33 protein-coding genes are annotated in these 24,095 nt (G+C 55.1%); 5 read left to right on the forward strand and 28 right to left on the reverse strand.

The features are described from left to right. Positions 1 to 64: 64 nt before the first annotated feature. The 19 genes from AC2LB6_RS17095 to AC2LB6_RS17185 form a co-directional block, all read right to left on the reverse strand. Positions 65 to 445: a hypothetical protein gene (locus AC2LB6_RS17095; RefSeq protein ID WP_490094377.1), complete on the reverse strand. Its 381-nt coding sequence runs from the start codon at positions 443 to 445 to the stop codon at positions 65 to 67. A 91-nt stretch (positions 446 to 536) separates the two neighbouring features. Further along, positions 537 to 1,220 (reverse strand): hypothetical protein, encoded by a 684-nt coding sequence (locus tag AC2LB6_RS17100; RefSeq protein ID WP_490094378.1) that lies wholly within the window; start codon positions 1,218 to 1,220, stop codon positions 537 to 539. After that, positions 1,217 to 1,840 carry a type-F conjugative transfer system protein TraW gene (gene traW, locus AC2LB6_RS17105; protein WP_490094379.1) on the reverse strand — a complete coding sequence of 208 codons (624 nt, stop codon included), beginning with the start codon at positions 1,838 to 1,840 and terminating at the stop codon, positions 1,217 to 1,219. The genes AC2LB6_RS17100 and traW overlap by 4 nt, the downstream gene beginning before the upstream one ends. Continuing rightward, complete coding sequence (gene trbI, locus AC2LB6_RS17110; protein WP_490094380.1) at positions 1,837 to 2,277, reverse strand: type-F conjugative transfer system protein TrbI; 441 nt, start codon at positions 2,275 to 2,277, stop codon at positions 1,837 to 1,839. Before trbI ends, traW begins: the two co-directional genes overlap by 4 nt. A 14-nt stretch (positions 2,278 to 2,291) precedes the next feature. Beyond that, positions 2,292 to 4,937, reverse strand: coding sequence for a type IV secretion system protein TraC (gene traC / locus AC2LB6_RS17115; RefSeq protein ID WP_490094381.1), 2,646 nt, complete (start codon positions 4,935 to 4,937; stop codon positions 2,292 to 2,294). Between the two features lie 216 nt (positions 4,938 to 5,153). Beyond that, positions 5,154 to 5,696 (reverse strand): type IV conjugative transfer system lipoprotein TraV, encoded by a 543-nt coding sequence (gene traV / locus AC2LB6_RS17120; RefSeq protein WP_490094382.1) that lies wholly within the window; start codon positions 5,694 to 5,696, stop codon positions 5,154 to 5,156. Between the two features lie 105 nt (positions 5,697 to 5,801). Then, positions 5,802 to 6,182, reverse strand: coding sequence for a hypothetical protein (locus tag AC2LB6_RS17125; protein WP_336749860.1), 381 nt, complete (start codon positions 6,180 to 6,182; stop codon positions 5,802 to 5,804). A gap of 179 nt (positions 6,183 to 6,361) precedes the next feature. Beyond that, positions 6,362 to 7,090: a hypothetical protein gene (locus AC2LB6_RS17130; RefSeq protein WP_490094383.1), complete on the reverse strand. Its 729-nt coding sequence runs from the start codon at positions 7,088 to 7,090 to the stop codon at positions 6,362 to 6,364. Next, positions 7,087 to 7,815, reverse strand: coding sequence for a hypothetical protein (locus tag AC2LB6_RS17135; RefSeq protein ID WP_490094384.1), 729 nt, complete (start codon positions 7,813 to 7,815; stop codon positions 7,087 to 7,089). Before AC2LB6_RS17135 ends, AC2LB6_RS17130 begins: the two co-directional genes overlap by 4 nt. Next, positions 7,802 to 8,068, reverse strand: coding sequence for a hypothetical protein (locus AC2LB6_RS17140; protein ID WP_490094385.1), 267 nt, complete (start codon positions 8,066 to 8,068; stop codon positions 7,802 to 7,804). Before AC2LB6_RS17140 ends, AC2LB6_RS17135 begins: the two co-directional genes overlap by 14 nt. Then, positions 8,061 to 8,525: a hypothetical protein gene (locus AC2LB6_RS17145; protein ID WP_490094386.1), complete on the reverse strand. Its 465-nt coding sequence runs from the start codon at positions 8,523 to 8,525 to the stop codon at positions 8,061 to 8,063. The genes AC2LB6_RS17140 and AC2LB6_RS17145 overlap by 8 nt, the downstream gene beginning before the upstream one ends. 65 nt (positions 8,526 to 8,590) lie before the next feature. Beyond that, entirely contained in the window at positions 8,591 to 8,995 is a 405-nt protein-coding gene (locus AC2LB6_RS17150) for a hypothetical protein (RefSeq protein ID WP_490094387.1), read from the reverse strand. Then, positions 8,992 to 9,525, reverse strand: coding sequence for a transcription/translation regulatory transformer protein RfaH (gene rfaH, locus AC2LB6_RS17155; protein ID WP_490094388.1), 534 nt, complete (start codon positions 9,523 to 9,525; stop codon positions 8,992 to 8,994). The genes AC2LB6_RS17150 and rfaH overlap by 4 nt, the downstream gene beginning before the upstream one ends. 11 nt (positions 9,526 to 9,536) lie before the next feature. Further along, positions 9,537 to 10,922: an F-type conjugal transfer pilus assembly protein TraB gene (traB, locus tag AC2LB6_RS17160; protein ID WP_490094389.1), complete on the reverse strand. Its 1,386-nt coding sequence runs from the start codon at positions 10,920 to 10,922 to the stop codon at positions 9,537 to 9,539. Then, positions 10,919 to 11,656, reverse strand: a complete 738-nt coding sequence (traK, locus tag AC2LB6_RS17165) for an F-type conjugal transfer protein TraK (protein ID WP_490094390.1) — start codon at positions 11,654 to 11,656, stop codon at positions 10,919 to 10,921. Before traK ends, traB begins: the two co-directional genes overlap by 4 nt. Before the next feature lie 4 nt (positions 11,657 to 11,660). Then, complete coding sequence (locus tag AC2LB6_RS17170) at positions 11,661 to 12,260, reverse strand: TraE/TraK family type IV conjugative transfer system protein (RefSeq protein WP_167433404.1); 600 nt, start codon at positions 12,258 to 12,260, stop codon at positions 11,661 to 11,663. Positions 12,261 to 12,304: 44 nt separating this feature from the next. Further along, a complete protein-coding gene (gene traL, locus AC2LB6_RS17175; protein WP_129063667.1) occupies positions 12,305 to 12,607 on the reverse strand; it encodes a type IV conjugative transfer system protein TraL in 303 nt (100 codons plus the stop codon). A 6-nt stretch (positions 12,608 to 12,613) separates the two neighbouring features. Next, positions 12,614 to 13,030: a type IV conjugative transfer system pilin TraA gene (locus tag AC2LB6_RS17180; protein ID WP_490094391.1), complete on the reverse strand. Its 417-nt coding sequence runs from the start codon at positions 13,028 to 13,030 to the stop codon at positions 12,614 to 12,616. A 233-nt stretch (positions 13,031 to 13,263) separates the two neighbouring features. Continuing rightward, entirely contained in the window at positions 13,264 to 13,467 is a 204-nt protein-coding gene (locus AC2LB6_RS17185; protein ID WP_072006694.1) for a TraY domain-containing protein, read from the reverse strand. A gap of 352 nt (positions 13,468 to 13,819) precedes the next feature. On the opposite strand from AC2LB6_RS17185, the gene AC2LB6_RS17190 reads away from it, so the two are divergent. From AC2LB6_RS17190 to AC2LB6_RS17205, 4 genes are read left to right on the forward strand one after another with little or no spacing between them, the layout of a single operon-like run. Further along, the gene (locus tag AC2LB6_RS17190; RefSeq protein ID WP_490094392.1) at positions 13,820 to 14,590 is read left to right on the forward strand and encodes a response regulator; all 771 of its coding nucleotides are present in this window, start codon (positions 13,820 to 13,822) and stop codon (positions 14,588 to 14,590) included. Positions 14,591 to 14,601: 11 nt separating this feature from the next. Then, a complete protein-coding gene (locus AC2LB6_RS17195; RefSeq protein ID WP_490094393.1) occupies positions 14,602 to 15,036 on the forward strand; it encodes a GNAT family N-acetyltransferase in 435 nt (144 codons plus the stop codon). After that, on the forward strand, positions 15,033 to 15,485 hold the full coding sequence (locus AC2LB6_RS17200; RefSeq protein ID WP_490094394.1) for a putative pterin-binding protein: 453 nt from the start codon (positions 15,033 to 15,035) through the stop codon (positions 15,483 to 15,485). Before AC2LB6_RS17195 ends, AC2LB6_RS17200 begins: the two co-directional genes overlap by 4 nt. Further along, positions 15,482 to 16,750, forward strand: a complete 1,269-nt coding sequence (locus AC2LB6_RS17205) for a sensor histidine kinase (protein WP_490094395.1) — start codon at positions 15,482 to 15,484, stop codon at positions 16,748 to 16,750. The genes AC2LB6_RS17200 and AC2LB6_RS17205 overlap by 4 nt, the downstream gene beginning before the upstream one ends. Positions 16,751 to 16,800: 50 nt before the next feature. Here the strand turns inward: AC2LB6_RS17205 and AC2LB6_RS17210 are convergent, their stop codons facing one another. Next, entirely contained in the window at positions 16,801 to 17,199 is a 399-nt protein-coding gene (locus AC2LB6_RS17210; RefSeq protein ID WP_490094396.1) for a relaxosome protein TraM, read from the reverse strand. A gap of 613 nt (positions 17,200 to 17,812) precedes the next feature. Between AC2LB6_RS17210 and AC2LB6_RS17215 the strand changes: the two genes are divergently transcribed. Then, positions 17,813 to 18,346, forward strand: a complete 534-nt coding sequence (locus AC2LB6_RS17215) for a lytic transglycosylase domain-containing protein (protein WP_490094397.1) — start codon at positions 17,813 to 17,815, stop codon at positions 18,344 to 18,346. A 22-nt stretch (positions 18,347 to 18,368) separates the two neighbouring features. Here the strand turns inward: AC2LB6_RS17215 and AC2LB6_RS17220 are convergent, their stop codons facing one another. The 8 genes from AC2LB6_RS17220 to AC2LB6_RS17255 form a co-directional block, all read right to left on the reverse strand. Continuing rightward, the gene (locus AC2LB6_RS17220) at positions 18,369 to 19,190 is read right to left on the reverse strand and encodes a DUF932 domain-containing protein (protein WP_490094398.1); all 822 of its coding nucleotides are present in this window, start codon (positions 19,188 to 19,190) and stop codon (positions 18,369 to 18,371) included. 49 nt (positions 19,191 to 19,239) lie between these two features. Further along, on the reverse strand, positions 19,240 to 19,545 hold the full coding sequence (locus AC2LB6_RS17225; RefSeq protein WP_490094399.1) for a hypothetical protein: 306 nt from the start codon (positions 19,543 to 19,545) through the stop codon (positions 19,240 to 19,242). A 796-nt stretch (positions 19,546 to 20,341) separates the two neighbouring features. Beyond that, the gene (locus tag AC2LB6_RS17230; RefSeq protein WP_490094400.1) at positions 20,342 to 21,274 is read right to left on the reverse strand and encodes a hypothetical protein; all 933 of its coding nucleotides are present in this window, start codon (positions 21,272 to 21,274) and stop codon (positions 20,342 to 20,344) included. A 700-nt stretch (positions 21,275 to 21,974) separates the two neighbouring features. Further along, positions 21,975 to 22,283, reverse strand: coding sequence for a hypothetical protein (locus tag AC2LB6_RS17235; protein ID WP_490094401.1), 309 nt, complete (start codon positions 22,281 to 22,283; stop codon positions 21,975 to 21,977). A gap of 54 nt (positions 22,284 to 22,337) precedes the next feature. Next, complete coding sequence (locus AC2LB6_RS17240) at positions 22,338 to 22,904, reverse strand: hypothetical protein (RefSeq protein WP_490094402.1); 567 nt, start codon at positions 22,902 to 22,904, stop codon at positions 22,338 to 22,340. Continuing rightward, entirely contained in the window at positions 22,901 to 23,050 is a 150-nt protein-coding gene (locus AC2LB6_RS17245) for a hypothetical protein (protein WP_033764975.1), read from the reverse strand. Before AC2LB6_RS17245 ends, AC2LB6_RS17240 begins: the two co-directional genes overlap by 4 nt. A gap of 82 nt (positions 23,051 to 23,132) precedes the next feature. Beyond that, positions 23,133 to 23,486, reverse strand: coding sequence for a hypothetical protein (locus tag AC2LB6_RS17250; RefSeq protein WP_490094403.1), 354 nt, complete (start codon positions 23,484 to 23,486; stop codon positions 23,133 to 23,135). A gap of 17 nt (positions 23,487 to 23,503) precedes the next feature. Then, positions 23,504 to 23,899, reverse strand: coding sequence for a hypothetical protein (locus AC2LB6_RS17255; RefSeq protein WP_490094404.1), 396 nt, complete (start codon positions 23,897 to 23,899; stop codon positions 23,504 to 23,506). Between the last annotated feature and the right edge of the window lie 196 nt (positions 23,900 to 24,095).

Genomic DNA, 24,095 nt, shown 5'->3' on the forward strand with positions numbered 1-24,095 from the left:
ACGAACAGCCTGCGCACTGCGGGCAGAAAAGACATTCAGGTGGCCGCAGCCACCCGGGGAGGATTTATTTCACCGCGCGGCACAGTCTGCCGGCGATAGTGTCGAGCTCACGGTCATAGCTGGCACGCTCGGCCGCACTCAGAAAACCCTGCTGCTTTACATAGCCGTCAGCATCTTTTCTGACGCGGCCGGCCTGTTGCCACAGCTGCTCTGACTGCGCTTCCGTCAGGTGACGCGCTTTGCGGGCATTACCGATATCGGCCTGCAGCACGTTAATGCGTACCGAAATGTGCGCCTGAAGCGGGTCTCTGATGCTTCCGCCGGTTTCGCCCTTCGCGTCATGCTGAGCTTTTATGTCGCATGACGGCCAGGCCTGCGTAAATGACGAAGCGGCTGTGGCATGGCCGGCAGCCAGCAGCAGAAATCCTAACGTCAACGTTCTCATTGCCTGTGTCCCTTAAAGTGGTTATTCACGCGCAGAATTATAGACCAGCCGCTGTGAGCCACGGCACCGAGCCACTGCATCCCGCGTGTCGTTATTCTGTCGACTCAGGACCGTGGTCGCGCCTGACAATGTACCAGCCGGCGGCCTCCGCTCCCCGCAGACAGCAATCGGTCCAGCCGCCGGTGTAGTCATCCTGTTCGGCATCGCGCAGCATCGCCTCTGCAGCTTCGTCACTCTGGCGCGGGTTCAGATAGCGGGACCGCGCCTTTACGATGGCCACACCTACCCGGGCCCGGACTGCATAAGGCAGCGGAACCTTTGCCCGCGGCTCGGTGCGAAGCGCAAAGCCTTCCGCCTCCAGCGCGCCGCAAAATGCTTCCAGCATGCACTTCCAGTAGTGGCTGTTCGCCTCATCAGCTGCCAGTTTTGCCATCTCGCGACTGCCAAACGGTGCCGGAGATGATGAGACAAAGGCCACGCGCATCGTGTCCGGCCGCTCAGGATTCATTCTCCTTCCTATACGGACAAGGACGATGGCCATCGCTATCAGAACGATGAATCCACCCACAGCCGGCAGGCCTGATGTAAACGCGCTGATGCTCTCGGGTGCCAGTGTGATTTCGGCACGACAGGCAGGCGGAACAGGATCAGTCCATACCGGTTGCATCACCGGCTCAGCGTGCAGCTGAACAGGTGCGGCCTCGGATGACGACGCAGAATATTGCCAGTCATTTATCAGTCTCTGCACAAGATCATACGGCGTGTTATCACTCATTTCAGTGCCACCTCCTCTACCCTGAGCATCCTGTCCGCGCGCGTGATGCGCACTGGCGTATGCTCAAAGCCGAATTTTGTTGTTAGCGTGCCGTACTGGTCGAAGTACACTGGCTCATCCAGCGCGATGCTGCTGTCATGCACGTTGCCTTTCACCAGGATTACCTTAAAGTTCTGCAGCCCCGCGAGCTGCTGCTTCAGCCACGCCATCTGCTGCGGATTGTCACCGTCCACGAAGTACAGCGTTTCGCTGAAGGCGACCTTATCCAGCGGATTAACCTTATCGCCCGCCCGCGCGATGACGTTGCCGCGCATGTCGCGGATGGTTTCCCGCACCGTAAATGTCGGGTCATACAGGAACGCGCGATCCGATTTCGCCGGCGTCAGCCCGGCCACCGGTGCCGGACGAACGGCATGGGCTTTCACCCGTGCCTCTGCCTCACGCTGCAGCCGGTCCATCTCGCCGCTGTCCTCCATGCCCTTAAGACGCTGACCGATAAAGGTCAGCAGGTCCGGCTCGGCAATCGGGAACAGGTGGCCGATGGTGCCGAGTTCTTTCGCCTGCACGGGCTGTGCAACCACTGCAGCGAGCAGAACAACCGCTGTGGCGAGTTGCCTCATGGCGCCCCCTGCATCTGCCGGGCAATATCGGCCTGAATGACCGGAGTAATATCGGTGACGCCGGCAACCACCGCGCCCTTCACCAGAATGACGCCGCCGTGCGCGGTCTGCCAGTCAGACAGGCTGGCGTCCAGCGCGGCACCGAAACGCTTCGTCAGCGTTTCCAGCGCCCCCTTTTCCACCGGCTGCTGCGCCGTCTGCTGCCGGAACGTGTCGATGGTGCCTTTCATGTCAAACACCACGTAATCGGGCTGTACGGCCTTAGCAACCAGCGCGCTGACGCCGGCGCTGAGCGCGATGACCAGCATGGTGAACGCCGCCAGTCGTATGCCGCGGCTACGCATCAGTCGCGCAGCCGCTGTCACGCGGGCGCCGTCATTTATGCTATCTGCGGTTTCTGTGGCCACCTGCTGAGGCAGCTGTCTTTCTTCCTGCATCGTTAATTCCTCTTTTAAGCAGTGGTCAGTCCGGCCCAGCGCTCCAGCTCCTGCATCTCGGCCTGGTACATGTGCGGCTCGCAGGCCAGCAGGTAGGCAGCCTCTTCGCTGGTCGCCCCGGCCTTCTGCGCCTCCGTCATGTACTGATAGTCTTCCCCGCGGGTGCTGAACATCGCGCGCGTGACCGGGTCAACAAAGACGCGGTGGAAAGAGCTGTTTTCGCCCGTTGAGATCATCACCGAGCTGAAGCCGGTATCGCGCGCGGGCTGGAAGCCGCGGATGACCTGCGTTTCAACCTCGCTGAACTGATCCGGGTTGGAGTTGAGGTAGGTTTTGAAGGCCTTAGCATCCTGCAGCAGGGTCACTTTGGTGCCCGAACAGTCCCATGCCGCCGCCGCAGCCGGCGGTGCCGCCTGGTCTTTGGTGCCGGTAAAGTCCTTGATGCCCTGTGTGATGGTGATGAACGCCCCGCGATGGCGGCGAACCGTACGGTAGCCGGTTTCGATAAAGCGCGCGGCGTGCGGGTTTGAGCCGCTGAACAGGCGCCAGGCTTCATCGATAATGGCGACCTTCTTCAGGCTGCGCGGCGAGTGGTACATTTTTTCCTGAATCGCCAGAATCAGCGAGTACAGGATGGCGGAGAGCAGGTGCGGCTGGTTCTCCAGGCTCAGCAGCTCCAGTACGGCAAAGCGCGTGTCGCCGTCGAGCGTTGGCTTGTCCGAGTTGAAGTAGTCGCCGTTAGCTCCCCAGGTGCACCAGCGGTCCAGCAGCAGCACCAGCTCGTTGATGCGGTTCATGATGGTAGGCTGCTGGCCATATTCCTCTTTCACCGCCGCCGACTTCATGTACAGCACTACGTCATCAATACGTGCTGTGTTTTGCTTCGCCTCATAAGCCGCCACCACGCCTTTGAGCAGGATGGTTTCGCTGACCTTATCCAGCGGTTCGTTAGGGCTGGCCAGAACGGTCAGCAGGCCCTGAATGCCCTCGGCGGACTCTTTAATGTCCCGCACATTGGCGAACGGGTTAAAGCGCAGCGTCGCGCCATCCAGATAGGCCCCGCCCGCCTGCCGGCAGAAATTCTTATAGCTGCCCCCCATGTCGATAACCCAGCCGAAGCCGCCGGCGTTCAGCACCTGTCGCAGGATTTCCTGTATGAAGAAGCTTTTACCCGCCCCGGTTGTGCCGGTCACCGCGATGTTAAAGTTGGTGGACCCGTTGCTTTCGCTGAACATGTCAAAAAAGGCCAGCGCGTTGCGATAGGTCGGCAGCGGGCTGCCCGATGCCGCCATCTGCCGCTCAGCCACGACCGGCATGAGGTTGACGGCGTTGAAGCTCTTGCAGCGCAGGGTGGCATTCATGTGCTTCATGTCGTCCCACAGCCCTTCCTGCATCACGAACGGCAGCGAGGTCATCCAGTTGCGCAGCTGCTGATAGCGGGGGGCAGACATTTCCAGATCGTTTTTGCGGAACACGTTGATGGCGGATAGTTCACAGCGCTGCTGTTCGCTGTCACTGTCGGGCGTGAACAGCGTCAGGTTGAGGTTAAAGCTGCACATGGCGATTTCGTTGCTGGCGAGCCCCATACGCAGGTCGCGCCACTCCTCATAGGTACGCTGCGTATTGGGGAACAGCTTGCCGTAGGAGGAGTTGGCCTTCTTGCCCATGTCCTGCTCTTTACGGAACGCCTCGTTCTGACTGCTCACCTGATCCTCCACGCAGATGGTCCAGCTCAGCAGGAACGGACAGGGAATACCTAAATCCGGGAAACGCATGTTCTGCAGATTGTCCGCCGCCTGCCACAGTGCGAACTGCTTCGGCACCTTCGTCAGCTGCATGTTCACGATGCGCGTGCTGACCACCGCTTTATCGCCGCTGTCGCTGACCGCCCGATCACCCTGCTGGCGGGCGGTGATCAGCTTAAGGTGATCCGGATGAACCTCCATTTCGGTACTGTTATCCACGCACTGGCGGTGCAGCTCCTGCTCCGGGTTCCAGTGCTCGCTGCCGGCACTGACCTGTCCCGGCCGGTAATTCAGCTGCTCGCGGATGACGGATAAAAACTCATTCGGTCCCACGCGGCGCGTGTCCATGTGCGCGGCCAGCATTGAGACGCGGAGCGTTTCGCGAACCTGCGCCACCGCGTCCATCGCCCTGATACCGCCGGTGCCGGAGTGTGCGTACACCAGGAACACGCGGTAGTTACGCAGGTACAGCGGGTACTCGCGCTCGTTGGCCAGCCCCTTCAGCGCCGAGCGCTCCCAGAAGGCTTTGGTGATGGCGTTGAGGCGCGGCGCCATGTCACCCTTCCACATGTCCCGGCTCAGTCCGTTCTCCAGCATGTCGCCCACGCACTTGCTGGCCACCATCAGCACCGTGACCGGTGTTTTACGGGGCAGCTTTTTGCGCAGCAGGTCATCGAGCGCCTGTACCACCTGCTGATTCGCGCCGGCAAGCGGCGCTACTTCCATAATGAAGCCGACCGAGCGGCTGTTGATGAACAGCTCGGACTTTTCGTCGAACTCACGCCACGGCAGCAGGCTGGTCAGCGACGGATAGCTGAAGCTCTCCTGCAGCCTCTGACGTGCCTGCTTTGCGCCGCCCTCATCCCGGCTGCTGCTGAAGATCCCGCTGAGGTGATCGATAACGTTACTAATCATACTGACCTCCGGCGCGCTCTGTTTTCAGCACGGCCTTTAACAGAGTGGTTAAGAGTGCGGACTTTCCGGTGCCAGGCGTACTGTGCGCAAAGACGTGTCCGTAACCGGGTGCATCCGCGAATATCAGTCCGGGCCGGACCCGGTGATGCAGCGCTGCAGCGGACGATGCAGATTCCGGCCGTTCATGAGCCCGGCTGAATGAAAAACGCTTTTTCATTACTCCCCCTCGCTGATTACGCGAAAGTCTTCGTCCCAGCGGGACTTCTCTTTCACGAACTCGACCACGGCAGGCTGATGAAAGCTGTCCTGCTCATCCACCCAGGGCGCAATCCACAGGCGCTGCGTCGCGTCCGGGATGCGCCGGGCGTCCACCTGACCCGGTCCGCTGTAGTCGCCCGGGACCACAGGACCGGTGGCACTGGTACGGACTGGCACCGTGGATGCCCGCAGGCTGTCTGCGGTCGCGCCCTGCCCCTTAACCGGACGCGCGGCAGTCGTTGCCATGCTTAACGGGCGGTAAGGGCTGACGACGGGCTTCACGTTGCCGGGCGTCGCCAGCGCCTCAGCGGCAGGCTTTGGGCCGGCCTCCTTAGCTGCCGTCAGGTCGTCCAGGCTCTGGTGCTTTGATGCCAGCCTGCTGGCATCGGACATAGACAGGCACTGGTCGGTCGCGGTCTTGTTACAGTCAAAATCAGAGTTCATGCCGGCACAGCCGGTCAGCGCAGCGCACAGCAGTGCGCACGCAAAGAGTTTCTGCATGGTGGAGTCCTCAGTGGCGGCCGGGCCGCAATGGGTCAGGGAGATAAAGGTGCGGGTCAATCGGATGGTGCGGGTTGCCCTGGTGAAGGCACTAAAAGAGTTGGTTCAGCTGGTATGTTTACCTTTCATAAAGGTGTTGACCATCTGCCAGTCCTTAAACTCATCTTCGCTCATGACGCGATCGCGGCAGGCTGCGGGTATGTTTTTTACCGGCGCTTTTGTTTGCGTCCACATATCAGCATGTAGCATGCCGGGTGAAACCTGACGAATGACGTCAGCAATGTATGTCGCAAGCTGCTCAATCGTGATGTCTGTGAATGCGGGTATGTATCCGAAATTCTCTGCCAGCGGGCGTATTGCCGCATCCGGAACCGGTCGGGTGTTAAACCTTTCAAGCCGGAAGAGCATATTGCCGCTGGATTGCCGCCCGTCTTTAATCCGGATCAACAGCGAGTCCGGAACAGGAGTGGTTTCATCGTGGACCATTCTTAGCCTCGTTAAAAATCAGGTTTTGTTTAGAAAGGTGCGCATGGAGCCGCAGGGTGCCCTGGTGAAGGCGGAAGTATTGTTTGTAGTGTTGTGCGATAGCAGTTCCGCCAGCAGCATAGGCTCAGAACTGTCTTCTTATTAAAGGTGGACTGTCAGCGGGATACGTGGAAGCTGATTTACCGGGTTTCCACACGCGGCTGGCTAACGGCCAGCAAACGCTGATCCACCCATCCATCTGCCCTGCAGGTCGCTACTGCCGAAACCGTGTGTTCAGGAGTCCAGTTAAGTACGGCAGCATTATTTTCATGCACACTTTTTATATTGCCAAGTTCACAGTCAGGCAGCAGTACTTTGCCGTGACGTACGGCCGCAATCACAATCTTCGCAGGCTGGCCATTTATAAAGGATGCCGGAACTGACCACTGAAAACTGACGTCAGATTGCTCAGTAACAGGTGGTGTGTTTTCACTGTTTTCCTCGCGGAGCCTATTGTTAATCCATTCACGATCACTGGATGACAGATCATGCTGGCTCAGTAACCAGATCAGGCCTGCCGTGCCCAGCCAGCCTGGTCCGCTGGCTTCCTTTTCCCTGATGATGGTCTGAAGCTGAGGAGAAGGTTGTGGCCCGCTGCGGTTTTGCAAAGACTGAGGTACTGAAGGTGAAAGTTTTGCTCCGGCTGACCTGCTATCAGTTCTGCCCGTTGCCGTACTGCTTCCGGCTGCGGGCCTGAAGCTCTTATAAACAGGTGTACTGCCTGTGACGGAGCTCCGGTAAGCCGGGCTGCGAGCGGCATAACCTGCTGACGACTTAAACGATGACCGGGAAGAGGAACTGCCCGCCATAACCGGCAATGACTGCAAAAAGCAAAGCGCAATAAGCGCGCCTTTCAGAAGATATTTCATTTCTCCTCCCAGCTGGCCTGCCCGTTCACGGTGATGATGCTTCGGTCCTGCGCGAGAGACTGAATGCGTAATATCTGTCTCGGGCTTAGCGAAGCAGAATCATCATATGCTGCCAGGCTGCTGTCACAATCTCCGGTACAGCGAAGCCGCCACAGTAGTGCGCTGGCCTCATCATGCTGCTCACTGTAAAGCCGGCTCAGACTGGCTGGCGCCTGTGTGTCATATGCAAGCCACGCCCGGGCAAAAAAAGCAGCCGCACGGACACTGTCTTTCTGCACCCATTTACCGAGTTCCAGAACATGTGCCGCTGCTGCAAGTAGCCTTGCTGACGCCCTGTCTCCCGATGAATGACCGGCTATTGAGATCAGCTCTGTAGCAAGTGCAGGCATTTGTGATTTCAGTTCGTCCGGTGGTTCATCCCGCATAAACAGATCGGTTAAAGCCGCAGAAGAGTGCTGGTTTAACGCTTTGCTATAGAGCGAAAACGAGAGGTTTCGGTAGTCAGTCTTAAGTCTTTCAGAACAGGACGGAAAAGCCTGTTTGTCCGGGCATGTCTTTTCTGCTTCAGCATTCAGTTGCTGCCAGGCCTGCCACGGATCAGGATTCTGCAGGGCTTTAGTCCGGATGGCATCGAACTCTGCTTTCTGGTTGTCACAGGCGGACAGCAGCATGACTGACAGCAGAGCAAGCATCCTTAACGGCAATTTAAATTTATCTGTTGCCACACCTTTTCTCCTGATGATTTGTGCCCGTCTGTGGATACAGAGCAGCAGGCAGAGCAGGGCCAGACACTGAGCTCTCAGCGGCGCAGGCATCAGGCCCGGAACTGTCAGAAGCCAGACGCTGCCGGATCGTGTCGATTTCGGTCAGCATAGCGGCCAGCTGGCAGCTGCTCGCCTGTGCCTGCCAGGCACGCTGATAACGAAGCCGCAGCGCGCAAAGCCGGATATGCTGTTCACGCTGGCTGTGTTCAGTCATCTTCACTTACCCCTTCTTCAGGCTGACGTTCAGTAAAGGCAAAATCACGCCGGGCGGGTTTAAACACGGCTTCGGTCTCTTTTTTAAGCCAGCACTCAAGCGCGGGCACTTCAATAAAACCGGCCTCTTTAACTGCCTGCTGCAGCTCGTGCCAGGCAGGAAGGTTAAGCGGCGTGTACGCCTCAAGCCTGATGGCCATCAGGTCCTGCCAGTTCAGCGGCTCCCGCAGGCGTCTGACAACAGCCGCTACAGCAATGAATACGGGTATAATTAGTGCCCGGCTCGCCCACACTGAGCCTGCTGCGTATTCACGCCAGAGCAGTGCGAACGCCGTACCGGCAAGCACACAGGTCGCCAGCGTGCCGCCATACGGCAGATGGCGACCCTTCCAGCACCACACCAGGTGTCGTATCTGCGCCAGTTGCCGGCGACGTTTCTTCTGCGCTGTTAACATCATGCGACTGACTCCTTTGGGAAAATGAGCGGTTAATTGCTCGTGCACAATCGGACCTGTTAAATCCGTTATCTGATGTTAAGCAGGACGTAGAACAGCGTTAAAAAATACGCGATACCGGTGGTAAAGCCTGCCATGAATAAAATATCTATGGGGTGGGGTACCGGTACCATCCAGAACCACACACCCTTGACAAAATAATATGCCGCCAGTATCAGCCAGCACAGCGCCATCCCCCAGAAGGTCATGACCGACATGCCCCTGAACAGGTACGCCAGCAGAACAATAGCGGGAGACGTTAACAGGGCCAGCCGCCAGACCTGCCAGCCCGGAAAACCCGGGAAACCGGGCAGACCCTCACGCATAGTGAGCGCTGACAGGATGAAGTTAGCCGCCAGCATGACTGCAACCAGAACCACATAAACGTGCACCCTGTTATCCGGATGACGCCAGCGTCTAATCAGCCCCTTCATGCTGCCTCCTGTCCGTGTATTGACGTCCTGCGGAACTGGATGTTCTGAGACCGGACCTTTTTGAGATCAAGTTCAATCAGTCGTCCCATAAGGTTCAGGAGAAGCATTGCACGCTTTGCGCCCTGCGGCTCATGCCAGATAGCTTGCATGTTTTCAAACGTGCCGTTTGTTATCAGAACTGTATCGCCATGCTCAGGCGCCTGCATGTCTGCCTGCGCGGCCGACTCAGCTCCCCGCTTCATGCGCTCCATTTCCGCATCACCCATAATTGCGATGCGATTGCCAAAGCTGACTATGGTTGAGACTCCGCGCGTTGCTTTAATAGTGGTTGTGTGGATTTCTTCAGGATCGAATCGCGCAAACAGATAGCCAGGAAAAAGTGGCTGGGGTTTAACCGGTTTAACGCTTCCCCCGGCAACAAGCTGACAGGTGAAAAGCGGAAGGTAACATTCCACCCCCTGATTGATCAGATGGGCTTCGGCGCGTTTTTCCTGATTAAATAACGACTTGAGTACATACCACTGTTTCATCTGTCATCTCCTTAATTAATAGTGTCGCCAAGGCGCAGCTGGCTGGCCTGACGCAGAACTTCGTCAGGATTCAGAACAGGCGCACTGCCGTTACTGCTGCTGACTGCCGGTGCAGTTGCTGAGGCCTGCTGCACGGCGGCCTGCGGAGCCTCCTGCTTCGCCTTTTCAGCTTCGGCATCCTCAATCGTTTCCAGACGGAAGCCCTGCTGGAACACAACGGTGACCGCGTTGCCGGCGCCGATATCAATGACCGGGTGATACTGTTCGGCGCGCTTAATCCAGTACTGGCTCAGCGTGTCAGCCGCCTTGCTGGCACCGCCACCGAGCCCCTGCTTGAAGATGTCACCGGCACCAACTGAGGCGCTGCCACCCAGCCCGACCGTTGGCGTGGCGGCAGACTGGATACCTTCACCGAAGCCGGACAGCAGGCCGGCGGCACCGGCATTGGCGATAATGGCGCCGTTACGCATCACCGGCTTGCCGCGGATGCCCACCTTGCCCTGGAAGGACACGTGCCCGTCGAAAGGCATATCGATATGCTTGCCGTTATCCAGGATGCAGCTGATGTTTTTGGTGCGCACCTCACCACGCTCGCTGGAGATGTCACCGTACATTTCTCCGGTCACGCGGCACTGGTCCATGTTCCAGGTCTTCCCGTTAGGCATGGAGACCTCGCCGAGCAGGGTGATTACCACCGGCGAGGTATTCTGCTGACCGGTCACGCTGGCGTTGGCATCAGCGCCCTCAATCATCGTGGCCTCAGAAAAGGAGCCGGAAGGTATCCAGGGAAGCTTTGTTTTTTTCTCGGTAAGCGCAGCGTAGGTGAAGGTATCGCGGCTCAGACCGCCCGGACGCACCGTACCGGCGCCGGGATAGAAGGCCTGCCCCTGCGGCGGGTAAAACTGTCCGCCCTGCCCTCTGGCCGGTCCGCTGCCCGGACTGTTGATGCTCCACTGCGCCGGACCGGACTGCCCGGCGGAGACCGGTGCATTAACAGGAGTGGTTCCGGCCGCCGGTGTGGTAGCGGCAGAACCGTTTGCCGGCCGGCCCGCCTGCTGCGTCTGCAGCTGACTGATTGCGTCTGCCATCGTGTTGAGCTTCTTCTGCAGCTCCTCATTCTGGCTTTTCAGCGTGCCGGTAAGCGTGCCGAGGTCGCGCTCAAGGCCGGCGGTCTTGTTCTGCTGCTGCTGCAGCGCGGCGGTGGCCACCCCTTCGGTAAAGGACGTATTCACCAGGCTTCCGGTCAGGTTCGGTGCCGCCTTTGGCGCGGGCCGGTTCAGCTCGGCCTGATGGTGTGAGTACGCCCAGATGCCCCCGCCGGTGGCCAGCATGACCGCGGCGGCCACGCCGGCAATCACCCACTGGCGCCGGCGCGTGGCTGTGTTGATGTTGCTCATGACCCGCCCTCCGCGTCAGTGGAGAAAATCACCCACACGAAGCCTTCGCCGTTTGCATACAGGGTGCGGGTTGAGAGCATTACCGCCCGCACGCCCTTCTGCCAGAACTGTTTTTCACTCAGCGCCCGCGTCACGTAACCGGTGTTTATCATGCGGTATCGCATCACCCGCAGGTGGGAGCCGGCAAGCTGGCGCTCAGGTGTCAGCAGCAAGCCCGCAGGCGGGTTATACGCGGGACCACGCGAGGCCTTTACCTCGGTGTAATTCTCCGGCACCCCGCCGCTGACAATGCTGCGCGCAACGCTTACCAGCGTTTTCTGGAAGGGCTGACTCTCCTCCCATACCTTTGCGTCCGGGTTGGGCTTCAGTGGCACATCCGCCGGTATCAGGTGCAGCGTGCGGCCGTTACCGGGTTTGGGTGACACGTCGATCGAAACGCCTACGCCGCCGGCCGTTTCCAGGAAGATGGTGAAGTCCTGTCCGGTCTGTGGCGTAATCAGCAGCGCGCCGTCGGCAGTGTTGCTTTTGAGGTAGGCATTGTCCGGACCGGTGATGCCGGTAATCAGCTCGCCGTCGATAATGATTTTGTTAGGACTGGTATTACTCATCTGCGCCTTAAGATGCGCATTATTCTCAAACGGGGTCCCGGCCGGGCCGGGTACGGCGGCCTGCCCGGCGGCAGGCAGCAGCGCCAGCGCGCCAGCAGCGGCCAGGGCGGAAAGGGTCTTTTTCATCGGTTCAGTCCTGTTGCGGGCGGCGTTCAGGTTGAGTCCAGGGCACCTCGGGGAAGGCCGTCAGGCGGATAAGGCCGTCCACGTAGTGCACGCTGAGCCGGTAGGCTTTACTGGCATCCGGAAGCGAAATGTTCAGGTTACCGTTCGTGGTGCTCGCGCTCAGCGTGCCCTGCACGGTGATGTCACCGGTGGTGGAGTCAGTGATTTCGTCATCGATGCGGAACACGGAAGAGACGCCGTTTTTTTTGATGTACTCAGCTTCGGCGGCGAGCTGCTTTTTCATGTCGTCGCGGTACTCAGCGGGAACGAAGCGCAGCAGGGCGGCGTGCTGGCTGTCCACGGTTTCGGGCGTGACTGAAAGGCGGAGGTTGACGAAAGAGCGCACCAGCATGCCGTTTAAGGCCGCATCTCCGGAGGCGGAATCGGAGATGAATGGGCGGTCAAACATCATCGGGGTGGTCAGGGTCTTCTGCTTTTTTGCAAAGTGCCACGCCAGCGCGCCGGTGACGACGTTGCTGACGGCGAGAATAAACACGAGCAGCGAAAGTGCGCACAGGGCCAGAATGATTACCCGGTTGCGCCCCTCCCGGACCTGATACTTCATAGCGTTATCCTTTTAATAAGCGCCATCCGGAGATGGCGCGTGGGTTACTGCATCCAGTGCCGGTTGCCCGAGTCGGGCACGCGGCGGAACTGCAGCCGGAGCAGCGCGGTCGGCAGGTACCAGTAGAGAAGGTTCATGAGCCACCAGGTGCCCTGCCCCTTCTTCAGATGGCGGACTAACAGCCAGAGCGCGCCTGCCACAATCAGCATCACAATGAACAGGTCGCAGAGCAGGCCGATGCCCGCGCACGCAAGGATGAGCACGGCCTCCTCTGTGGGGAGTCCGCCAAGGCGTTTCTGCTGATTGAGGGTTTCCGGGAACTGGTACTGAAGCGATTCCCCGTTCATGCGGGATTAACCGGCCAGGGCGAAGAAAGTGCGGGTGATAACGATGAGGAAAGCCAGACCGCCGACGAAAAGCATCGGGTTGCGCGTTTTAATGTATCCGCCAATCGAGATGATGATTTCGCCGATGTAAAACCCCCACTCAACGGTACTGCCATGACCGAACGTGTCTTTGGCATCCTGCTTCTGAGCGGCCAGCAGGTCAGTAGCTCCTGCAAAATGTGGCAATGCAAAGAACAGCATTGCGAGAGCTGCAAGGGTTACGTTTGCACGATGCCGATAAACTTTCTTACAGGCAGTACTGGTAAGACCTTTCAGCATTTGTTGAATGGAGGAATATTTACCAGATAACGGTTTGTGGCAGACATCAGACAATGCTACCGCCACGCTATCCGTTTTACCGGAAGCGAAGGTTGAAGTTTGCATTATTTAATCCTTAATCAGAATCAGGTTCTAAAAAAAAGGACTCACCATTTTTATAATGGCGAGCAGTGTCCTGTATCAGCAATATCTGATGCAGACTGGAAAACATTTTGAGCGAATATGAATCTCTTTTCAGAATGGGCTGTACATTCACCTCCTTATAAGCAGTTAATTTATATCAGCGTTATATAAAAAATATTCAGATGAGAGGCATGGGCGGCGAACAGACTCAAAAACTACTCACAGTCAGTGGCAGATTCGAATCTCCGACCGGTGGCGGCTAAGTCGGAGAATGATCTGAGTGAGTCTTCAAGTCTGATTTTTGCCTCTCGTGTCTTACTTCTTCCTGAACGCTTCGATGATTCCACTAGGAGCTGGTTAGTCTCCTCTGACAGGTGGACTAATACTGAACCTCCCCTGATGGATTTTGCATTGGCCATAAGGCGTCTCTTATGTTACTAAAAATTAGATTAATCATAAGCTTAGCTATTAAAGCTTGTTTCAAGCTGTCTTACGCACTGATAAAAAAATTTACATAACAACTCAAAAACAACTCGTTAGTGATGTGGATCTGTAAAGAATTATGCATTTATTGAAAAGTATTTCGAGTGGTTTTTGAGTATTTTCCTATATAGAAAATGAGATTATCGAAAAATCACTTATTAAACAGAGCTTTACAGACTCAAAAAACCCTTCAAAAGATACTCGTTCGTGTATCATCTTTTGTTTAACCCAAATTCTTAAGTCATGGCGTTAGCTGAGCAAAACGTAACCGATGGGCGGGAGTAGACTTTGGACACATCTAATAAAAACCTCAAAAAGGTATTAGAAATTTTTGAGCGGAAAGGAATCGAAAAGAGGAAGCAGGCGTCAACTATGGCCGATATCCTCGGTATTAAATATCAAAGCGCCAAACAAAAACTCGACGGCAAAAGAGGGGTTTTCTACAGCGAGCTTAAATCTATTTATGATTATTTCCACGAATCGCTTGAAGAAACCAAACCATATAACGGCATATTCATTGTTAATGACATGCATGTAAGATGTAATATTGTTGTCAGTGATGAAAAGGTTGATATTAAAGAGCCAGGCATCAACTATGCATACTTTCATAAGAATTATTACGTAGTAAACCCAACAGGCGTCAAATTCAGTAAAGATATGAAGCGGGTATTAAGAATGGATTTTTTACCTGCGCCCAAACTGGCAATACTAGATAACGATAAAGAACTACTCGAATTATTAAAATCAGTATCGAACAGGTACGGTATTGATGCATCGGTTTTCGAGACCGCACAAGAAATGGTGCAGGCGGTCGACAGAGAAGATTACGATGGATATGTTATTGACTGGTTACTGGACTACGACGAAAACTCTGAAGCAGTCATCAAGAAGATCCGCTCTAAAAGCGAGACAGTGCCAGTAATCCTGCTCACCGGACAATTGAATCAGCATGAGCGAGAGATAGGAGAAACCATTATGGAATACGGAGTTGAACTAGTTGAAAAACCAACTCGTGTTTTTATACTTTCATCGATATTACTGGCAAACCTCTTTTTTTGAATGGTACTGAAATGGAATTAATTAAATTAACGGCAGAACATATAAAGGAAATGTACGACATAAGATTTTCTGTTAACGAAAACTTTGTCCATGCACATCAGATTGAGTATCTGCAGCGAAACGTAATTCTGGCTGACGTTGCACAGGGTGGCGGATGGATTTGCAAGACTGACAATGGCTATGTAGGTTATGGCCTCGGTATTCACATACCTCATGCGTTGATAGGTGGTCTGTTTGTACGGCCAGAGTACCAAGGGCAGGGAGTTGGGGGAGCGATACTGGAAAAAATCACTGAGTGGTTTTTTGAACAGGGAGACACTGAGATTGAACTGACCACTGACGAACACTCATCAGCTGCTCGCTTCTATCAAGCGAGAGGCTGGCATAGTTGCGGTCACGATGAATATGGACAGTTGATTATGAAGAAAAGGAAAATGATCAAATGAAGTTACTCACAGCTCTTCTGTTCTCTGTGATCTCGGCCAAAGCAGCGTATGCTGACTCCTTTGTTCTGGCAGACGGCAGTAAAGAAATTACCATCTCTACTGAGGATCTGGTCAAGCTACCAGCCACTTCAATAACTACAGCTACGAATTTCACGCCCAAAGCTACTTTTGAGGGCGTGACCTTCACAGAGCTGCTATCAAAGTACTCGATTAAGGCATCATCTCTGAGAGTCTATGCCCTTGATGACTACAGCTACACCTTGCCAGTGGGAGAGCTATTAAAATATCACGTTATCCTGGCATACCGGAAAAATGGCCAACTGATCCCAGTTTCTGACCTAGGGCCTTTTGCCATAATCTACCCCAGAGATGAGCATCCAGAACTGAACAAACTGGAAGTGAATGCCAAAACTGTTTGGCAGATAAACAGGATTGAGGTTATCAAATGAAACGCAGGGTTGTTCCCGTCGTACTTGGCTTAGTACTGACTCTTTTTTTTTCAGGTTCAGTTTTTTTCACTGTTCAGAAATTCAACGAGATAAAAAATCAGTATAAAAGTATTGAGCCAAACCTTGATAACTATTCGACGGCTGAAATCCTCTTCCTGGCATTTGAAAGAACTCGAACATCTGTTTATCAGACAGAAACCCCGGACAATTTCGAAACAAAGAAGTCTGTTTTTGACTCTAAAGTCAGAATCCTTAAAAACAAATCATTACGCATAAACTCATTTTATTATGAGCCGGATTTCCTTAGTGCACTTAACCTCCTTGAAAAGCAAAGCGCTGAACTAAGCAGGCTTAATGAATCCACACCGCCCTCAAAAAGGAAGGATGTACTCTTAGAGCAAATGAATAAGATGCAGCCTACGCTAATTAACCTGCAAGAAATTATTTATAAAATCCAAATCAGAAACTTCAACACGATAAAGTCATTGATACTAGACAACTCCTCATACACAGAGATTGCAGCACTTTTTTGTATTTTTCTTTTGTTTACCTTAATCATTTTACTTTGGGTTCATATCGTAAAGCTGAATTCAGCGATTAGAGGAAAAAACATTTTCATTTCGGCCATATATCATGAATTATCTGGCTCAATTCAGAAGATCCAGTTATCTTCTGATATGATAAATGTGAGGGGGGATGTTTTAAATTCAGAAAAATATCTTGCTAAAATCACTTATCATTCAAATAAGCTTTATCAGCAGACAAAAGAAATACTTGAGTTTTCTAAAATTGAAATCGGTAATGTTGGCGTTAACAACGTCAGCTTTTATACTGAAGACGCTTTAAATGCAGGCTTATCTCTTTATAATGAAAGTAATGCTAATAAGATAGAGTGTAGCGTATACCCGCAGAACGTTCTCATCAATGCTGACAAACAAAAAATCATATCAATTATTCATAACATCATAGATAACGCAAATAAAAACACTCACTCCGGATCAATTCACGTACGACTTAGAGTGACTAAGTCGCACTTATTTTTAAGGGTCAGTGACACTGGCTGCGGTTTTGATACTAAGAAACTCAATCTGCTTTTTCAGCCATTCAATCAGGGCGTTGAGAGTCAAACCCGACAGGGGCTGGGCTTGGGTCTATCAATTGTTAAAAGCTATCTTAAAACAATGAAGGGGAGTATCAGTGCGCGTTCAAAAATTAATGAAGGCTCAACCTTTATGATCAGAGTACCGGTAACTGTAATTGACTAAGAGACTTGAATATCTAAAAAGAAGTCCGCCTCCCCCGGACTTCTTTTTCATTACTCGCTCTCGTCCGGTCTGACGAAGTGCCTGTTATCTGCATCGCTTTCCGAGTTGTCTATTTCAGTAAGATACTGGCTCAGCAGGGAATCAATACGCTCAGTCCCGCCTCCTCCCGTTGAGTTAACGTAAAGCTCAGTCATCATCGTCAGTAATATCATAATGCCTTCTTTGCTGCCGCTGACTTTGCGAAGCAGTTCACGATTAAACTCTCTCTGATTAAACGTATCTTCAGTATTTTTAGCTTTGTGCATAATCAGTCCTAACCTGAGAAGTTCGTTACAGGTGGAGGAAAGACTGACCTCTGCGGGGCTTGCTCCATTCTGAATGTCCAGAAGATAAATATCCCTGATTTCCTTTTCAATTTTATCTTTAACGTAAATCCCCATTCTTCCCATTGATTCTTCTCCTGAACGTCTTATTTAGGTCTTTATAATAACTTTACTAGTTTTGCCGTGTTCTACTTTCCGACCCTACGTCGCTTTTCAGTTCTCTGCAGCTCTAATCAGCATGATATCTGAGGTTTATACAGGTAGTCGTAAGCGACACTGCCATGTCGTAGAGTGTGACACTGTACGATATGCAACACTATGATTAAAATGATTATCAACATTCCTACGATATAACATCGTAGCAAGCTACGACAACAGGTGGTAGAAACCTACGATATCATGTCGTAGGAAGCGACACTACATTATCGTAGTAACCTACGATAAAACAGGAACATACATATTAACTTCAACACCATATTTACTGTAAGCCAATGAATTTCAATAAAAAAACTGCAAGATGAAATCTTGCGTGGGGTGTGATGAAATCTTACCCCCGAAGAGCGGCTTGATAAATAACGCTATCCTGCTGAATTCTTTATATCCCTAACGGGGTTCGTCACCAACCCGCCAGCGCACCGTGCGCGTCTGTAACGAATTATCTTGCAAGCGATGATCTGAGCGGGTATTTTCCACACGAACCCGCCTGGCGCATTACGCGCACGCACGTGAGATTATCAGAATGAAATGGTTAGCTATATTCGGGCTTGCCGCTGTATTCAGCGCGCAGGCCGCGCCGGAAATGTGTTTCACAAAGGCCGGTCGGGATTTCGGTATTGATCCGCGTCTGCTGATGGCGCATTCCATTCAGGAATCACGCATGCGTAACAACGCACTGAATACTAAAAGCAGCGGCGGCACGCATGACGTCTGCAATATGCAGATAAACAGCTCTCACTTTAACCAGCTAAAGAAGTTCGATATTACGCGGGAAAGGCTGCTGAAAGATCCGTGCATCTGCATTTATACCGGTGCATGGATCGAGGCGAGAAACTTCAGGCAGTACGGCAGGAATTGGGACAGCGTCGGGATGTACAACACCGGCCCGAACCCGAAGCTGATCAAACAGCGTCGTGAATATGCTGCCATTATCAAAAGTATTTACCGCGTGCTGATTGCTCGGGATGAGGTTTATACCGCAATGGCACAGCGGAATAAAAAATCGCCCGCACCGGAAACGTTTCTGGCTGCGGACGTGATGCCTGACAAAAAATAACCCCGGCGCGCCGGGGTTATTTTTATGATTTGAGTTTTGCGAACTCCTCCGCCATTTTCCATAGCGCCTGATTCAGCTTTATATCGCCGTCGATGCCGGTTACCGGACGGGTGGTGGTTCTTTTTCCCTTCGCGGTTCTGCCGGGCACGCCCCCCTTAATCAGATTTTCCTGCACGATATTAAACGCGGTCCACAGGTCGGTGCCTTTATCATACCAGGCGCGCGGCTTGATAATACGCTCAGCGGATACCGGTGGCTCTTTTCCGTCGTATTTATATTCCAGCGCCAGCTGGCCCAGCAGGCGGCGTTCTTCGCTGTTAACCTGAATATCTTTCATCATGCCGATATTATTTTCCACCTTATCAAACACGCCCAGCACCTCATAAGCGCCTTCAATAACCTGCGACACAATATCACCTTTATGCGGCACGCTGATTTCACCAAAAGATTTCCAGCACACCAGGCCATTCGTGCAGACCTGCCGGAAAATACCGGGGATCATCTTATAACTGCTGGAGCCGTCATGGCTGTTCAGCAATACAATTTCCGGCACCTCTTCGCCGCCGTTGTTATTTCCACGGCGCAGGCGGATCATGTGTTTGGTAAATTCACGGCGCTCCGGATCGCGCACGCGCGACTGGCTGGCAAAAAAGGGCTCAAATCCTTCTTCACGCAGTTTATCCAGCAGGGTAATGGTCGGAATATAGGTATAACGCTCAGAACGCGAATCATGCTTTTCTGCAGAAAACGCGCTCGGAACAATGCGCATCAGCTCGTCATTATTCAGCGGGCTGTTTTTACGGATAGCTGTCGGGGCGGCATAGCGGGAAGCAAAACGGACCATAATTAATTACCTCTTAAATTTGAGTGTCAGCAGTGAAATAAAAAACGGTTTATAAAGCGGCCAGCGCTTCGCGGAATATCAGGTAACCGGTGTCGTACTCATACAGCGCCAGCGGCCAGCCCTTATGCAGGTAAACGATCGCCGCTTCAGGCTCCTCCGTGGGCTCCTCCAGCGCATCGAACTCAGCCAGCTGCGCACCATTAACCCCGCTGATGCCGGTGAACACGCCGTGCCTGTGCAGGTGATCGTACAGATCGCGAAACTGCGCCGGACTGAGCGCCCCGCCCTGCTTTTCAGCGCATGTTTTGGGAGATTCTGGCGTGGCGGTGTTGACGTTGACGTTCTGTGTGTTCATGGCATTTCTCCTGCTCAGGTGGGTTGTCATGTTTCGGTCGATCCAGTCGCGGCAGAGGGCAAAGGAGCAACGGCAGGCGGCAGGTGCAAGGGCGCCGCAGGCGTGCATTTCACCCTTGCAGCTGACGAATGACGGTGCTACGACCAGCCCTCCGCGCCTGGACTGACCGGAACAGGCCCGCCGCGCGCGAAAACGGCACGAACACACCCCGGACGGCTATGCCGGTCCGGTCCTCAGCGGCCACGGCCTTTCGTGGCCAGTGAACGCACCGGCGACAGCCGGTTGCAGTCCTTGACCTCAGCCATCAGGCCCTATGTCCGAAACCCGCAGGGGTTCGGCGGAGCTTACCGGCAAAGCCGGTTAGCGCAGTAGGACTGACGACCCGGCAACGCCGGGGAGCCGAAGGTGGCCATGTCCCGGCCCCTGAAGTTGATGTTTATTCAGTAAAAGCAGCAATTGCACCTGAGCCTGCATAACCGGCAACACCATCCGGACAGCAGTGAGACATCCGTCATCACTGGCAGACTACAGAGAACGCGAAGGGGGAGAGCCGGTGCGTCAGCACCGGGTTTTGCCTGGCCTGAAAGGCCTGCAGGCTTTGCGCCCTGCATGGCACGGATTTGGCTTCCGGTTTCATTTTCGAGATGTTCACCGGCGCGACTGAACATCTCACAGAACGACAGTTCAGACGCGTGATACAGGTGCATAAGGTTGGCGAGCATATCGGTTAGCGCATGCATGTGGATTGGCTGCCTGGTGCTCAGTGCATATCAGGCAGCGCCAGTCAGGCAACGGCCTAAAACTCCAGATTTTCCATGAGTTCTGTTTCATCAAGGCGTTTTGACGGATGCCGGTATTCTTTCAGGGCTTTAGCCACTTGCGGATCGTTCAGCCATACGGCGTGAACGGTGCCCAGTTCCAGCAAGTCAGCCTCGCTGCGTAACATGCGGGCAGTCTCATAGTTATCCCAGCCTGACTCGTAGGCAGCCTTACTCAGAAGCACCTCTTTCTGTCCGGCCATGCGTTCAAGTGCTATCGGATCGGTTTCCGGTACGGTCCATTCCAGCTTACTGGCATTGCCGCGCAGCACAACACGATGTGCCAGGTCGGTGATTGTGACGGTCTTCGGTTGAAAGCTGAGTGCATCGTAGTCGCTCAGTCGCCAGTCGTCGTTCAGGTCAGCCTGAACCAGCAACTCCATTGCTTCCGCAATCGTATCAGCACGGCCCAGGCAAACTACCCCGTGCTGCCAGTATGTGCCGTAATTTCTGTCATCTTCGTGGAACTCCATAGAGCCGCATACGGTGACGCCAAAAGGACGGGCGCTCTCGATATATGACTGACGCTCAGCCTCACGGCATCCGGGAGCATCGGCCTGCAGCCATGCAAGTTCCGGCAGGTCAGGACCATCCACGGCTTCCCACGCTTCAGGATACAGTTCGATAGCCAGAGACCGCACAGACGACGCCAGCTCATACCCGGACGGTGTGACGATGTCACCCTTGTTAATCATCGTGCTGATGCAGGAAGCTGCCATCTGCAGGTCATCGAAAAGGTCTTCAGTATTGACACCCAGCGTCTCCATTGCGCGGTGCTTCATCAGATCGCCTTCCAGCTTTGCCAGGCTGAACCGGCGATTTGTGCGCGTAACCAGGTGCACGTCGAAGTTTTGTTTTACCCATGTTTCGGTAGATTCAGAAGCGGCGGTTTTGACGTTGTGGGTGTTCATGCTGGTTCTCCTTTGTCGGTTGCTGTTAACCATGTTTCGGTGAGTTCATCGCGGCGAAGGGCAAAGGAGCAATGGCAGACGGGCGAACGCGGGGGCGTCACCGGAGGCCGCAGCGCAAGCGAGTCGTCTTTATGGCGAGTGCGAACGGGCGAGGAACGGCGAAGCGAACCCTTGCGGGCGAACGGATGACGGTGCTACGACCAGCCCTCCGCGGGGAACCACCGGAACAGAACAGCCGCACAGAAATGAAATGAGCATGAACACCTTCGGCACGGCGGAACGGCGTGACGCCCTCAGCGGCCCCGTTTCGGGGCCAGTGAACGCACCGGCGCAAGCCGGTTGCAGGGGTTGCGTCAGCGATGGAAACCCGCAGGGCAGAGACGGCCTGCCGGCTCTGTGCGCAGCATGACAGCGCGCCCGGACGCCCGGGGAGACAGCATTTCAGTACGCGGGAAAGGGCATTGCGGAACGTCGGAAGAAAACATAACGACGTGGGCGATTCAGACATTACAACTCCTGCTCAGCGCCTGACGGCATCCGGACAGCGCTGAAAGCGGGGGTGATAACAGAATGAACCCTCAGAGTCATGCCGGGAGACGATACCTGCGAATGCGGTCGCGATGGAGGCAGGCCGGTGCGTCAGCACCGGCTTTTATCCGGGGCCGGACGGCCCCGCGGGGTTATGCTGTGCGGCCCCTGCTCACGTGTCAGCTTCGCAGCCGTAATGCTGTGCAGCCGAAACCAGCAGCTCACAGAACGGCATGCCCGTTCCGCCACACAGGTGCATCAGGTCAGCCAGCAGATCCACCACGGCGGTGGCGGCCGGTTCCTCATCGGCATCGAGGCCGGTGCAGCGGGCAAAGGTGACGAGCGCGGCGGCGGCGGCACCTGCCCGGCCAGCGTTACAGGCTTCAGACGGCATCCCGTCTGCGTTCTGGTGCGCCAGGCAGGCGAGGTCAGCAAACGTCATGGTATCGTCAGCCATCAGGGAAGTCGTGGTGTTCTGCATAATGTATTCCTCTCAGTCAGGTTGATCAGGGCCGGTCTGACCGGCCCTGCGGCATCAGATAGTGGCCCGGCGATTCCAGGTGGCTTTCCAGTCGATATAGTTTCCCTCGCGCAGCGGCGTCAGCTTCACCAGGTTTTCCGCCAGCCCGTTCATGATGAGGATGCGCTCTACCGCCTCAAACCAGCCCTCCCCGCTGCCGACCGGAAACCACAGGTTCGAATTGTCACCGCTGAGCAGCGGATGATCGCAGAAGTGGACGCCCCGGCCCTGCGGCGTTTCACTTCCCGTCACGATGCCGGATGCGCGCACCGTTTCGGTCAGGACACTGCTTGCCAGCCGTTCTGCGATATCAGACCAGCACAACTCTCCGTCCGGCACCGGCAGCTCAGCATGACGCAGCGACTGACCGCCCGCCCGCGCGGCAAGCCGTGCGATATCGGCCACCCCGGCCTCTGCGGACGCGCCGTCCGCCTCGCAGATGTAGTGCCCGTTGTGCCAAAAGGATTCGGCTCCGTTGTCGAGGCGGATCAGGCAGTACCGCCCCAGCGCGCGGGCGATATCCTCATGCGTCACCGGTGACGCCGCACCGGCCGGATGCTGCTGCACGATTATGCTGCTCATGGCTGCACCTCCAGCTGGCTCTTAACGGTGGTCATGAACTGCTGCCACAGCGAAAACGGCATGGCGGGTACATGTGCCAGCCGACCGCTGCGCAGGGCGTTTACAAACGCGGTGGCATGTGCGACGATTTGTGCGTCAAAAATCATATATCTCTCCAGATTCTGGTTTTGATGAGGCCGCCAGCTACAACTGGCGACCGTGAAAAGAGCAGGCTCCGGCCTGCTTTTTTTACGCCTGCGGATTGTTCTGCGCACCTCCTGCCTGTTGTGCGACGTCAGCGGCAAGGCGGTCTGCCAGCAGGCTGCTGGCCCTGCCCCATGCCACCTCGCCCGCCGTGCCGAAGCGGTCGTGTACGATGTGGCTCGCCGCTATCCACGCGCGGAATGAGGGCAGCGGCAGCGCGCCGTCACGTACCGTGTCTGCCACCTGCTGCGCCATGTCGTGCAGGGTGAACCACAGGAATTCATGCTGCTCACGTTCGCTGAACCGGCTCTGCGCCAGCTCCGTCAGTACCTTCAGGCTGTCCGCCAGCTGCGGTGCTAATCCGCTGATCCCGGCGTCTGCTGCGTTCTGTATTTTCATTCCGCTCCCTCCCCCGCTCACGCAATATCCGCCAGGTGCATTCCCCGGCCCGCTTTCAGCAGCGTTTCCAGCTCGCGGCAGGCCAGCCGCCAGGCCTCTTCACCGGCGCCGTCGCACTGGTCACGTACCAGCGGACCGGCGGCAAGCCACGCCTGCCAGGCCGTCAGGGGCATCCGCGGGCGGTAGCATGACCAGTCGGTAACGGCGTTGCAGACCTGCTCAGCCAAGCAAAGCAGGCCGCCGTAAAGCAGTTCTGCGCGGTCATCCAGCGTCATGCGCTCCGTGCGCAGCCCGGCCAGAAAAGCCAGTTCTGCGGCCAGCGCCGGACTCACGCCCGCGAGGGTGTGGCCGTTAACCCATGTTTTGGGAGATTCTGGCGTGGCGGTGTTGACGTTGACGTTCTGTGTGTTCATGGCATTTCTCCTGCTCAGGTGGGTTGTCATGTTTCGGTCGATCCAGTCGCGGCAGAGGGCAAAGGAGCAACGGCAGGCGGCAGGTGCAAGGGCGCCGCAGGCGTGCATTTCACCCTTGCAGCTGACGAATGACGGTGCTACGACCAGCCCTCCGCGCCTGGACTGACCGGAACAGGCCCGCCGCGCGCGAAAACGG

The sequence above is a fragment of the Pantoea sp. RCC30.1 genome (assembly GCF_058148845.1).